This is a genomic window from Dyadobacter diqingensis, from assembly GCF_024220585.1.
Lineage (GTDB): Bacteria > Bacteroidota > Bacteroidia > Cytophagales > Spirosomataceae > Dyadobacter > Dyadobacter diqingensis.
In genome coordinates, this window is sequence record NZ_JAMXKF010000015.1 from 111,765 (window position 1) to 124,597 (window position 12,833).

Sequence of the window (12,833 nt, forward strand, 5' to 3'; positions counted from 1 at the left end):
CGATTTATTGAAAACGGGCTTCGAGAGCGTGAAAAACAAAAAAAGTGATGCTTATTTATCAAAACATGATTCTAAGATTACTTTTATACTAATTATAGTCAGCATAGCCGGATAATAGTCCGGCTATTTTATATAATATTGCATAAAATCCTGAAAATTTTTAAATAACAGAATGGATACCCTGGTTACACCACGTTCAACTTTTTCACATCTTTTCAGCGCACCTGTTATTGTTGCCGCACTTGGATATTTTGTTGACATATATGATTTACTTCTTTTTGGGATAGTCAGGTTGCCAAGTCTTGCGTCATTGGGGCTTTCAGAGGCAGAAATATCCTTAACCGGTGCCAGTATATTGAACTGGCAAATGACAGGATTATTGCTCGGAGGGATTCTATGGGGGATTTTGGGAGATAAAAAAGGTAGGTTATCCGTACTTTTCGGATCAATCATTACTTACTCTCTTGCCAACGTTGCGTGCGGATTTGTTCAGGATCCGTTGACCTATAAAATACTTCGTTTCATTGCGGGGGTCGGGCTGGCAGGAGAATTAGGTGCAGGGATTACCCTGGTTTCTGAAATTCTGCCAAAACATCTGCGTGCAATCGGGACTTCGCTGGTAGCAGGGATCGGACTGCTGGGCGCTATTGTAGGTTATTTTACGGTTGAGTTTTTCGACTGGCGGAATGCCTATTTCATTGGCGGAGGACTTGGGATTTCGCTGCTTTTGCTGCGTATCGGTGTTTTCGAATCGGGAATTTTTGAAGGTGTTAAAGGCCAGAAACATGTTGAAAAGGGTAACTTTTTCGCCTTGTTTACGAATAAAGACAGATTGTTCAGATATCTGAAATGTATAGGCATCGGATTGCCGACCTGGTTTGTGATCGGGATTTTGGCCACTTTTAGTAATGAATTTGGAAAAGCACTGGGTATCGAAGAAGCAATCAAACCGGGGCTGTCGATTATGTGGTGTTATGTTGGGTTGTCGGTAGGCGATTTTCTGAGTGGTTTTTTAAGTCATTGGCTGGAATCTCGTAAAAAAGCTGTATTTATTATGATGGCTTTTACGTTGATATGCACGGGTATTTATCTGTACACGGGAATTAAAACGGCCAGCAGTTTATATACTGTCGCAACATTACTTGGTTTCGGAATTGGATATTGGGCCATGTTTGTGACGATAGGTGCGGAGCAGTTTGGTACCAATTTACGTGCAACAGCTGCAACCACAGTGCCCAATATGGTACGTGGAACGGTGGTGGTGATGACGACTTTGTTTGCCGGTTTCAAAGGATCTTTTTCGGTGATTGACTCCGGAGCGCTGGTTGGGCTTATTTGTTTCGTTATCGGTTTTTATTCTATTCTGACTATTCCTGAAACCCATGGCAGAGACCTGGATTTTCTGGAAGAATAGCCGGCGAAACGGAAAATTTGAAGATGTATATTAATCGTTGAAAAATAATAAAATGGAAAGACGGGTAGCGCTTAAAAACATGGCGGCAGCTATGGGAGCGATGGTAAGTTTGCCAGTATGGGCATCCGGATGGAATCATTCGTCTCTTGGAGAGGTAAAATACACAATGGCCGGGCAGGCAGAAGTGTTAAAGTCGGTTGTGGAAGCCATTATTCCTAAAACTGATACACCGGGTGCAGGAGAACTGGGCGTTGCCACTTTTGTGCAGCGGATGGTGACCGATTGTTACGACAAAAAAGCGCAGGATACTTTCTCGAAAGGCATTGATGCGGTGGAAGCCCAAAGCACAAAGAATTTTGGAAAATCCTTTGCTGACGCAACCAAGGCGCAGCAGCTGCAACTTTTGAAAGAGGTTGAAAAAAGTGCGGATTCGGATCAGAAAGCGTTTTTCGGAATGGTGAAAAACCTGACGATCCAGGGGTATATGTCCTCGGAATATGTGATGACGAACCTGACACATTTCGAGTTTATACCGGCAAGGTATCACGGCTGTGTTCCTGTTAAAAAAGGAATGAGTACTGATAATTAATAAATCCCCGGCTTTGTCCGGCGATGAAGAAAAATTGAAATAGAAAATACCCAAAATGGCGAATTTTAATATAGACAGTGAAAAAGCCCGTACCTATGATGCCATTGTTATTGGCTCAGGGATCAGTGGCGGATGGTCAGCAAAGGAGCTGACCGAGAGGGGGTTGAAAACTCTTGTTTTGGAGCGGGGACGTGACGTTCAGCATATTAAAGATTACCCGACGACTAACATGCAGCCCTGGGAGTTTGATCACAGGGAAAGGCTGCCGAAATCTGTAACGGATGCCAATCCGATTGCCAGCAGATGTTACAATTTCAAGGAGTCGTCGCAGCATTTTTTTGTAAAAGATAACGAGCATCCTTACGTTCAGGACAAGCCATTTGACTGGCTTCGTGGCTATCAGGTTGGAGGTAAGTCGCTGCTTTGGGCCAGACAGACACAGCGTTGGAGCCAGTTCGATTTCGACGGGCCGGCAAGAGATAAATTTGCTGTGGAATGGCCGATCGGTTATAATGACATTGCTCCCTGGTATAGTCATGTTGAAAAATTTGCGGGTATTACGGGAAACAAAGATGGGATCGATACACTGCCAGATGGTGAATTTTTGAAACCACATGATTTGAACTGTGTTGAAAAATACTTTAAAGAGCAGGTTTCAAAGCAGTATAAAGACCGCCATATCATCATCGGACGCGCTGCACATTTGACGGATCCCAAGCAAATCCACCTGGATCAGGGCCGTGCCCAATGCCAGCACCGGGCTATTTGTGAACGTGGATGCCCATTTGGCGGATATTTTAGCAGTAATGCTTCTACCATTCCGTGGGCAATGAAAACCGGGAACATGACGCTTCGTCCTCATTCGGTAGTTCACTCGGTGATTTATGACGATAAGAAGCAAAAAGTAACAGGTGTGCGTGTGATCGATGCCAACACGAAGGAAATGATGGAATTTTATGCCAAAATTATTTTCGTGAATGCAGCCGCGTTAAACACAAACCTGATCCTGATGAATTCCATTTCATCCCGCTTCCCGAATGGGCTGGGTAATGACAGCGGAGTGCTTGGAAAATATGTTGCATTCCACAATTACCGTGCTTCTGTTTCAGGAGAATATGAAGGTTTCCTTGATTCTACAACGGATGGAAAACGTCCGAACAGTGGATATATCCCCCGTTTTAGAAACGTTTACAAACAGGAAACGGATTTTCTAAGAGGATATGCGGCTGGTTTTGGTGCGAACCGTATGACTTATTCCGATCGCAGCGATATTGGAGAATCCTTAAAATCGAGCTTGCTTGATACAAAATATGGCAACTGGAGTGTTGGCTCTCACATGATGGGAGAAACGATTCCTAAGGAAAGTAACTACGTGGCTCTGGATAAGGAGTTGAAAGACGCGTATGGCATGCCATTGCTCAAAATATCGGTCGGATATGATGATAACGATGAAAAAATGGTGAAGGATTACATTGAGCAGGTTAGCGAAATGTTTACCAATGCAGGTTTCAAAAACGTTCGTTCACACGACGGGCACAGAAATCCTGGTAACGACATTCACGAAATGGGTGGCGTGCGTATGGGTAAAGATCCAAAAACATCGATCCTGAATAAGTGGAATCAGATGCATGCGGCTAAAAACGTATTCGTGACCGATGGTGCTTCCATGACCTCTACTTCTACGCAAAATCCGTCATTAACTTATATGGCATTTTCTGCCCGCTCGGTGGATTATGCAGTGAAACAAATAAAGGCCAAGAATTTGTAAGCATCAGGTTGTTCTACAAAAAAAATGCCGGGAGTTCAAAGAAGTCAACTTTTCAAAAGTTGACTTCTCTTTTTCTGCCACCGTCCTTTCCCTCCCCGGTTTCTGGTTCTATACTTCATTGACCCACTTTTCCTGCTTCATAAAAAGTACCAGAACGATAATATCAGTCAACACACCCGTTATGGCCAGAATTGCCCCTGTATTTTTTGTTGCTTCTGAATCTATGATAAGGTTCAATCCTGCCAGACTTAATAATGTTCCCGCTATTAAAAGGCTGATTTTATTTTTCAGTTTCATATCGAAAATCCGTTTTGAGTATTTTTAGAATTAGACTTTCAGAAAATGAAAAGTCACTCCCGGTGCTGATATTTTTTTTGTTACTGTCACCACTTTTATCCTTCTTTAATATAAATTTTTCCAATTATTTTATCATCTGACTAGGGGAATAAGAGTGCAAAAAAGTCTTTTAATTATTACATAACGAAAAGACTCTATGCGCGATCCTTTGCTACATGAAGAACCCACGACAGGAGGTCCGTTTCTGTCACCTTCTAATGAAGACAAACCCCGCTCTCAGGAGGTTGATTCTGCATTATTTTTAAAGGCTACTTTTGAGGAAAATCCTTCAAAAGGCCTGGAACTTCTGTTCAGGAGGTTTTACAAGCCGTTATGCAGTCATGCGGTTCGTTTTGTCTATTCAAAGCAAATTGCGGAGGATCTGGTGAGTGAAGTATTCTTTCAGTTTTACCGGACAAAATCATATCAGAATATCAGCTCGTCCTACACGAGTTATCTTTTTCGCGCCGTACGTAATGAATGTTTTACTTACCTGCGCCGTGAATTTGGCAAGACCGATGCACTAGAAATCACCACAGAAAATACGATATCAGTTCAGCAGCAACAGCCGGACGCGGAAATTCACTACAATCATCTTTTTCTGAAAGTAAATGAAGTGATCGGCGAACTTCCGATGCAATGCCGCCGCGTATTTCTGATGAGCCGGTTTGAAAGCAAGAAATACCATGAGATCGCCGACGAGTTAAATATTTCCCCCAAAACCGTAGAAGTTCATATTTCCAAGGCGTTAAAGCATCTCCGCGTGGCGCTTAACGGAGAATGGATGATGCCCTGCCTGTTTTTGGTTTTGGACAATTTCAGCGCATAAGCTGCCCTCACACATTTTTGAACATTGAAATTAGCACGATAATGGAAGCACCGATATTGAAACATATTCTTTTTGAGTATTTGTCCGGGAGGGCAAATCCACTCGAAAGACAATTGGCAGAGGATTGGTTAAAGGATGCTGAAAATACAGATACTTTTCATCAATGGCTTTATGAATGGGAAACCCGTTCGCCGCAGTTTATACCCGATCAGGAGCAGGCTATGATGCGGCTTTTGTCCAGAATCAACAATGAAGAGCCAAAGCCGGAAGCAGATATCAACGAAGATGACCAGGCCGGAAGCGGCTGGAGCCCGTTTCAGCTTCGGAAATACTGGCTGATCGCAGCATCGATACTTCTGCTTGTATGTTGCAGCTGGTTTTCAAGAGATGTTATTCAATACAAAACTTTTGAAACCGGGTATGGGCAGACGACAAAATTATACCTCGAAGATGGCAGCCGGGTTGCCCTTAATGCCAATTCCCGCCTGAAAATACCGCGTTTCGGGTTCTTTGGAGATGTACGTACGGTGTCGCTTGACGGCGAGGCTGAATTTTCAGTAAGTCATACGATTGATCACAAACGTTTTGTCGTGAGAACTTCCGATACTTTTCAGGTCGAGGTATTGGGTACGCAGTTCTCCGTTTTTGCCCGTCCGCGTGGTACCAAGGTAGCTTTAAGCCATGGTAAAATCCGAATTGACTATTCACAGGGTGAAAAACACCAGCATTTATTGATGAAACCTGGCGATTTGGCAACCCTTCAAAAGACTGGCGCAGTGCAGCTTGTCAATGATGTAGACACGAAAAGTTTAAGTGCCTGGAAGGAACAGCGTTTTGTATTTAACGCAACTTCTCTACTGGAAATCAGCAATCTGATACAGGAAAATTTTGGCAAAAAAGTCCGGATTGCCAATGATAAAATTGCCCGCAGAACGATTACAGGAAACTTCAAAACGCAGAACGCAGAAGAGCTGCTCAGAACGGTTTCGGAAGTGCTGGATCTCGAAATCGAAACCGCAGGTGACTCCATTTTAATAACCGATAATTAACTATTTCTAATCCCTTAACTTATGCAATTAACACTATCAACTAAGCACTGGGTGGGAATTGGGCTTGCCTTTGCCACGCAATTTTCGCAGGCTGCTCAATCTCAGACTATTGCATTTGCCTCCATGCTTGAACGGCAGCCTCATACAGTAAGGCAGGAGATGAAATTGAAAAATGCGTTGCTTGATTTACAGCGTCACTATGGAGTGGAAATAGTGTTTGAGGACCGGGTTGTCGGTACACTTAACATTGTTTCAGGTTTAATTGATTTTAATAAACCGCTGGAAAAAAATCTTGAAATTATTCTTGGGCAGAATGGATTAAAATACAAGAAAACCCGTAAGAATACCTATGTGATTATTGAAGGAAAGGAGGCTATAAAAACGAGCGTAGCCAACCCTGAGGAGAAAAAAGAGTCTGCCCTAATCATTGAGAAAAACACCGTTGAAATGGCTAATGTGTCAGGCGGACACACTGAGATTGTCGACAAAGCGATCAGTGGGAAAGTCACTGATGAAAAGGGCGGCGGATTACCTGGTGTAAGTGTTATTTTAAAAGGCACACAGCAGGGAACTTCTTCAAATGGTGAAGGAGAATTTCAGCTGAACGTTCCCGACGAAAAGGCGATTCTGGTTTTCAGTTTTGTAGGGTACAAAACACAGGAAATTCTGGTTGGCGCATCTTCAAAACTTACGGTCAATCTTTTACCAGATGAAAATTCGCTGGATGAAGTTGTTGTTGTGGGTTATGGTTCTGTGAAAAAATCTGACTTAACAGGTGCCGTTGGTACTGTAAAGGCAGAAGCATTGCAGGAACGCCCGGCTGCATCACTTAATCAGGGGCTGTCAGGTCGGGTAACGGGGGTGAACGTTTCCTCAAACTCGGGTCGTCCGGGTGGTAGGGCCAATATCCGTATACGCGGAGCGAGCTCGATCAGTGTATCCAACAACCCATTGTACGTTATTGACGGAGTTATTCTTAATTCTGTTGATCTTCAAAACGGTAGCACACCGATTGATTATATTAACCCTAATGATATCGCATCCATTGAAGTACTTAAAGATGCTTCGTCTACGGCTATTTATGGAGCCCGGGGAGCCAATGGCGTTATTTTGATCACAACAAAGCGTGGAACTTCAACCGGCGGCAGAGTAACTTACGACGCTGATTTCAGCATTGGTGTGGCGCCTAAAAAACTTGATGTGCTTAATTCAAAGGAATTTCTGGCAGTAGAAGACCTTGCGTATAAAAATGCAGCCAAATACGATCCGGTTGGATGGGCAACAGGGACCAAATATACGGATCCCAAAAAGAAGAGAACTAATCCTTTGTTATTTGATGCACAGGGAAATCCGTTATATGATACTGATTGGCAGGACGAAACATTTCAGAAAGCATTTACCCAAAACCACCAGCTTGGATTCACGGGCGGGACAGAAAAGGGTAGTTTTGGAGCATTCGTAAACTATCGGAATGAGAATGGAATTATTCGTGATTCCTGGCAGAAAAGATACTCAGGCCGTTTTGTATTTGATACACAAATCAAAAGCTGGCTGAAAGTGGGTGGCACACTTGGTTATACCGATCAAAACGAAAAACAGATCGATCAACTGGGAGGTGGCGGTATCACTGCGATGCGTCAGGTTTTGGAAGCTTTGCCTATTATTCCTGTTAAATATGCTGACGGAAGCTGGGCAAGTAACCGGGATTATCCGGGTATGGAAGGTGGTGACAGTCCGCTTAGAGTAGCTGCTGAAAGATTGTTTTTTCTGCGTACGCAGACTTTGCTGGGGAACATGTATGCTACGATCCGTCTAGCCGATGGTTTGGAATTAAGATCAACAGTTGGAACCAATGTGATCAATCAGAGACGTGATTATTTTGCGGCAAAAGGTTTGCAATACATTTCCACGAATGGAGAGGCTTCGGTGATCAACAACAGGTATAACTCCTGGCAGTTCGAGAATTATTTGACATATCATAAAGAATTTGCCAAAATACATTCCTTGAATGCGATGGCCGGTTTGTCATGGCAGCATGTTGACCGCTTTGAGAATGTTGCGGTAACACAGGGTTTTGATGATACTTATTTCCAGTTTAACAACCTGGGGGCGGGTGCAAGTCCGCAAGCTCCTTCTTCTGTTGGAGAAGCTTATGGGTTAAATTCTTATTTCGCCCGTCTGAATTATTCATTGTTTAATAAGTATCTTTTGACTTTTACGGGGCGTCTGGATGGTTCGTCCAAATTTGGATCTGCAAACCAATATGCGTTTTTCCCTTCTGCGGCGGTAGCCTGGCGTGTAACCGAAGAGCGTTTTATGCAAAGTATACCGGCCGTTTCCAATCTGAAAGTTCGTGCAAGTTACGGCGCAACGGGTAATTCGGAGATTCCGGCTTACAGGGCCTTGGCAGGTATGTCAAACAACATCAGCGGACAGGTTGATTATAGCGTAATTTTTAACGGAACACGTAATATTGGCACAGGTATTAGTCGTATGGCTAATCCTAATCTGCAATGGGAAAAAACCCAGCAATATGATGTAGGTATAGAACTTGGCTTATTTTCTAACAGGGTCAATTTCGAGCTTGATTTGTACCGCAGAAAAGTAAATGACATGTTACTTGATGCACCGCTTCCTTTGTCGAGTGGATACAGAAGCATTTATTCCAACATTGGAAGTATGGAAAATAAAGGTATTGAATTTGCCATTAACTCTACCAATATCAAAAAGGGAGATTTCACATGGAGCACGACCTTTAATATTTCTGTCAACAAAAATAAAGTGTTGGCTCTTTCCGGCGGCAGCGATATTTTTTCAGGCAACGGTGTAATCAGCGTAGGTAAGCCAGTTGGATCTTTCTTCGGAAGAAAACACCTTGGAACCTGGGGAAGTAACGAAGCGGAGCAGGCTAAAAAATACAATATGCTTCCGGGTGATGTTAAATATCTGGATCTTAATAATGATGGCACAATTAATGACAACGACAGAACGATTATCGGAAAAGGTATCCCTGATGGATTTGGTACATTCCTGAACACGTTCCAGTATAAAGCATGGTCGCTGACGGTTGATTTGCAATACATGTATGGCAACGATGTTCTGGACAGAAGTATTCACTCCGCTGAGGACAGACAAGGTATTGCAAACAGCTACAAAACGGTGCTGAATGCCTGGACAGAAACCAATCAGAACACACCGATTGCGCAGGTACGTCCGATCAATGCCTATTACACAACGAACAATGACAGCCATAAGGTAACGGATGCGTCGTTTATCCGCGGGCGAAATCTGCTGCTTGCCTACACGTTCCCGTCGACAGTAACGTCCAGACTAAAACTTGACCGGTTAAGAGTCTATGGATCTGTTCAGAATTTCTTTGTGGCCACGAAATATTTCGGATATGATCCGGAAGTATCCAACTCGGGTTCACCGTTTGATCAGGGTTTGGGACTATATGACTATCCAAAACCAAGGATATTTATGGTAGGGCTTAACATTGGATTGTAATTTAATTCTGACTTTTTAAAGAAGAAACAATGAATAGGATATCAAAAAAATATAAACTGTTGGCGTTGATGGCTGGCACATTGTGGTTGACGAGCTGCTCTGACTTCTTGAATGAATCGGATCCGAGTAACTTTACAGTAGAGAATTACTTCACTAAACCAGAACATGCAAGAAGTTCTGTAAATGCGATCTACGCCAACATGCGTGTTCCGCTAAATAGTGGTTTCGGCGGAGGAGCCTGGATGATGACTGAATTTTCTACCGGCCTGGCTGCGACGGATTTGGGGCAGGCGGTAAATAGCTATTTCATAAAAGACCTGAAAAATACTTCTGACAATGGTTATGGACAAACCTATTGGGAGTTTTATTACAAAGGAATTGGTAACGCAAATCTTTCTATCAGCAAGATTCCGACGATTACCATGGATGCAACCGAAGCTAAAAAGCTGATGGGTGAGGCATATTTCCTAAGGGCTTTTTATTATTTCAATTTGGTGCAGATGTTTGGTAACATCCCTTTGATTACCGAACCGATGTCCTTGCAGTCTGAACAATTAAAACCTGCGGCGGTAGCTCCGGAAGAGATTTATAAATTGATTGTTGAGGATTTAAAAACAGCTGAGGCGTCAGGGCTATCTTGGGCTGATGCAACCGGAAAAGTGAGCTTAGGGGCTGTGAAGTCATTGCTTGCAAAAGTATATCTTACCATGGCAGGTTATCCACTGCAAAAAGGAGCTGCATATTTCGACTTGGCTGCCAAGAAGGCTGAGGAAGTAATCGACTCTAAACAGTTCAAGTTATTTACAAGCTACGACGATCTGCATAATCCTGCGAAGAAGAATATTGAAGAGAATATCTTTATGATTCAGTTCAAGACACAGATACTTCCTTCGAACTGGCAGGTATCCATTGTTCCTTACAACAAAAATATTTCTCAGTATTCTGATGAAACGGGAGGGATATATTCAACGGCTGACTTTGTGAAATCTTATGATCCGGCGGATCTACGTGCAAAGGAAAAGCAGTTTTTCTTTACCAAGTTTACCAATGAGAAGGACAGAAATCAGGTTGTGGACTTAGGCGGTTATTTCATTTACAAACATTTCGATAACGTTGCGCAGACCAGTACAGCAAACAGTGATTTGAACTGGCCGGTGATTCGTTATGCAGATGTGCTGCTGATGTATGCGGAAGCGTCCAACGAAGTAAACGGGCCGAGTGCCAAGGCTTTTGATGCCGTTAACGCCACAAGAACCAGAGCACAATTGCCGAATCTTACGGGTCTTTCAAAAGATCAGCTTAGAGAGGCGGTGTGGAAGGAGCGTTGGTATGAATTATGCTTTGAGAATATTACCTGGTTTGATATGGTTCGTCTTCGTAAAGCATTTAATGTAACCACGAAACAATTTGATGACTATGTCGGACACAAGTTCTCTTACGGACCGGTGATCACGCAGAGAGAGCTTTTGTTCCCGTTGCCAACGAGTGAGGTAAGAAATAACACCAATCTGAAACAGAACACAGGTTACTGATAAAACAGAACTTCTATAAAAGCGAAAAGCGGCGCGGGAAATCAAATTCCTGCGCCGCTTTTTTTTGCGACAACCTTGCTGTAAGTTTCTTGTCTTTTCTGGTGCTGATAATGTAATTTTTTAATTTGAAATTTATTATAACTTGGTGATTATCTATTAATTGATCGCGATATTAAGTTAATTTACGGCGGTCGGAGACCGCTGACATACAGACGTAGTCTGGAGACTACGCCTAACACGGATCAAGCCTAACACGCACTACGCCTAATACAGACTAGGCTTAACACAGTAACATTGATACAGAGAGATAAACTTGTTATTTATGGACGATTTGAACAAACAAATGTTATCAGCAGCCGTTGATGGCGATTTAGAGACTGTTGAAAGGATCGTTAGCCTTGGAGCAGACATCAACTATATCGATCGATGGGGCAATTTTGCCATGTTTACAGCTGCCTGGGAAGGAAATGTCAAGGCCTTGGATTTATTTCACAAGCTGGGCGCGAAGGTGACATTTGAGGATGCTAACCTGCTTTGTAATGCGGCGTATAATGGTCAGTTGAGTTCTGTAAAATGGTTATTGGATAAAGGCGAGGATGTAAATTTCGCTTTCGCAACGACTGGCGAAAATGCCTTGCATTACACGATTTCCAAAACAAGCGAGATGGATGCACGCGAAGATATCGTCAGGATTTTAATAGCGTCAGGTATTGATGTAAATAAAAAAACGTTTCCGGGTGTATCGACGCTTTGTTTCATGCGTGACGCTTATCTTAAAGGAGAAACGCCACTGCACAGGGCCGCAGCATACGGAAGTACTGCGGTTATCAAAATGTTGTTAGATGCCGGAGCAAATGCCTCGGTAAAAGATGTAAACGGTGATACTCCCATATCCTGGGGAAGCTGGCATCTGAGAGATTCTGACGCGTTGCGTTTGCTTGTTTACGACGGAGTTCCCGGTATTCATTAACCGATAGGAGAACCTGGTTGAATAAACTATTCGATTTTGTAACTTTAATATGCGAGATGGGGGATCCATGGCAAGTCTCGGGTTAACATGATTGCAATTTCAGATATTTAAAATTTAAGCTCAGAGAGGATCAGATGTCGTTAAATTAACCGTCATTTCCGTATGAAGTTCCCTTTTTTTATCCATTACATAGCACGAAAAAACTTTAGTTATTTCATTGTGCTGGTAATCTTAGCAGGCGGATGCAAACCCGAAGAACCGTATGTTTACGTCTGTAAAGATGGTTCTGTAAATATTCAGGAAGTTCCAAATCTCAGGCATCTCCAAAATACGTCATCAAAAGATACATTGACGACATTGGTCATCAGAACCGAAGAGCAATATCGAAAGTATGTTGTTGACAGGCTCGCAAAGATCGATTTTTCAAAAGAAACCTTACTTGCCGGTCACCTACGCACTCCCATGCCAGGTCGCGTAGTCGCACAGCGTGTTACTAGTTCCTGTGCATCGAACAAGCTGGTTTATGATGTAGAAATTAAAGTTAATATTGATGGCATAACAGCTTCTGGTCAAGTACCCTTTTTTGTGAAAATACCCAAGATTCCCGAATCAACGAATGTGACTTTCAATGTGCACTTTTAGAATGTTACGATAAGTTAGCTTGATGAATATTTCTTAGACAGTCGCAGTATTTGGTTAATTTGCGGCGGTCGGAGGCCACGTGCCGTTATTCGTAGTTTCCCCCCCCGTTATTCGTAGTTTTCAAACTACGAATTTTTAATAATTTACCGTTTGTAACGGTATTCTGTTGTAAGACTTACTGACGAAACTATCTCCTA

At 42.8% G+C, this 12,833-nt stretch carries 10 protein-coding genes; 9 read left to right on the forward strand and 1 reads right to left on the reverse strand.

Annotated features, from left to right (window positions below; translation table 11 throughout):
- Positions 1–172: 172 nt before the first annotated feature.
- From M1L62_RS28330 to M1L62_RS28340, 3 genes are read left to right on the forward strand one after another with little or no spacing between them, the layout of a single operon-like run.
- Positions 173–1,414, forward strand: a complete 1,242-nt coding sequence (locus M1L62_RS28330) for an MFS transporter (RefSeq protein WP_254563010.1) — start codon at positions 173–175, stop codon at positions 1,412–1,414.
- Positions 1,415–1,466: 52 nt separating this feature from the next.
- Positions 1,467–2,003: a gluconate 2-dehydrogenase subunit 3 family protein gene (locus tag M1L62_RS28335; protein ID WP_254563011.1), complete on the forward strand. Its 537-nt coding sequence runs from the start codon at positions 1,467–1,469 to the stop codon at positions 2,001–2,003.
- Between the two features lie 55 nt (positions 2,004–2,058).
- Positions 2,059–3,771 carry a GMC oxidoreductase gene (locus M1L62_RS28340; RefSeq protein ID WP_254563012.1) on the forward strand — a complete coding sequence of 571 codons (1,713 nt, stop codon included), beginning with the start codon at positions 2,059–2,061 and terminating at the stop codon, positions 3,769–3,771.
- A 108-nt stretch (positions 3,772–3,879) separates the two neighbouring features.
- Here M1L62_RS28340 and M1L62_RS28345 read toward each other — a convergent pair whose 3' ends face one another.
- Positions 3,880–4,068, reverse strand: coding sequence for a hypothetical protein (locus tag M1L62_RS28345; RefSeq protein WP_254563013.1), 189 nt, complete (start codon positions 4,066–4,068; stop codon positions 3,880–3,882).
- A 196-nt stretch (positions 4,069–4,264) separates the two neighbouring features.
- On the opposite strand from M1L62_RS28345, the gene M1L62_RS28350 reads away from it, so the two are divergent.
- The 6 genes from M1L62_RS28350 to M1L62_RS28375 all read left to right on the forward strand — a co-directional run bounded on the left by M1L62_RS28350 (position 4,265) and on the right by M1L62_RS28375 (position 12,636).
- Complete coding sequence (locus M1L62_RS28350) at positions 4,265–4,936, forward strand: RNA polymerase sigma-70 factor (protein WP_254563014.1); 672 nt, start codon at positions 4,265–4,267, stop codon at positions 4,934–4,936.
- Between the two features lie 41 nt (positions 4,937–4,977).
- Entirely contained in the window at positions 4,978–5,985 is a 1,008-nt protein-coding gene (locus M1L62_RS28355) for a FecR family protein (protein ID WP_254563015.1), read from the forward strand.
- Positions 5,986–6,006: 21 nt separating this feature from the next.
- Positions 6,007–9,492: a SusC/RagA family TonB-linked outer membrane protein gene (locus M1L62_RS28360; protein WP_254563016.1), complete on the forward strand. Its 3,486-nt coding sequence runs from the start codon at positions 6,007–6,009 to the stop codon at positions 9,490–9,492.
- A 29-nt stretch (positions 9,493–9,521) separates the two neighbouring features.
- Complete coding sequence (locus tag M1L62_RS28365) at positions 9,522–11,024, forward strand: RagB/SusD family nutrient uptake outer membrane protein (RefSeq protein WP_254563017.1); 1,503 nt, start codon at positions 9,522–9,524, stop codon at positions 11,022–11,024.
- 322 nt (positions 11,025–11,346) lie between these two features.
- On the forward strand, positions 11,347–11,994 hold the full coding sequence (locus M1L62_RS28370) for an ankyrin repeat domain-containing protein (RefSeq protein WP_254563018.1): 648 nt from the start codon (positions 11,347–11,349) through the stop codon (positions 11,992–11,994).
- Between the two features lie 162 nt (positions 11,995–12,156).
- On the forward strand, positions 12,157–12,636 hold the full coding sequence (locus M1L62_RS28375) for a hypothetical protein (protein ID WP_254563019.1): 480 nt from the start codon (positions 12,157–12,159) through the stop codon (positions 12,634–12,636).
- Positions 12,637–12,833: the final 197 nt, after the last annotated feature.

Excerpts from the sequence above, each read along its gene's own strand:
- M1L62_RS28340 (WP_254563012.1), top strand. The coding sequence starts at position 2,059 with ATGGCGAATTTTAATATAGACAGTGAAAAAGCCCGTACCTATGATGCC.
- M1L62_RS28350 (WP_254563014.1), top strand. The coding sequence starts at position 4,265 with ATGCGCGATCCTTTGCTACATGAAGAACCCACGACAGGAGGTCCGTTT.
- M1L62_RS28365 (WP_254563017.1), top strand. The coding sequence starts at position 9,522 with ATGAATAGGATATCAAAAAAATATAAACTGTTGGCGTTGATGGCTGGC.
- M1L62_RS28375 (WP_254563019.1), top strand. The coding sequence starts at position 12,157 with ATGAAGTTCCCTTTTTTTATCCATTACATAGCACGAAAAAACTTTAGT.
- M1L62_RS28360 (WP_254563016.1), top strand. The coding sequence starts at position 6,007 with ATGCAATTAACACTATCAACTAAGCACTGGGTGGGAATTGGGCTTGCC.
- M1L62_RS28370 (WP_254563018.1), top strand. The coding sequence starts at position 11,347 with ATGGACGATTTGAACAAACAAATGTTATCAGCAGCCGTTGATGGCGAT.
- M1L62_RS28355 (WP_254563015.1), top strand. The coding sequence starts at position 4,978 with ATGGAAGCACCGATATTGAAACATATTCTTTTTGAGTATTTGTCCGGG.
- M1L62_RS28345 (WP_254563013.1), bottom strand. The coding sequence starts at position 4,068 with ATGAAACTGAAAAATAAAATCAGCCTTTTAATAGCGGGAACATTATTA.
- M1L62_RS28335 (WP_254563011.1), top strand. The coding sequence starts at position 1,467 with ATGGAAAGACGGGTAGCGCTTAAAAACATGGCGGCAGCTATGGGAGCG.
- M1L62_RS28330 (WP_254563010.1), top strand. The coding sequence starts at position 173 with ATGGATACCCTGGTTACACCACGTTCAACTTTTTCACATCTTTTCAGC.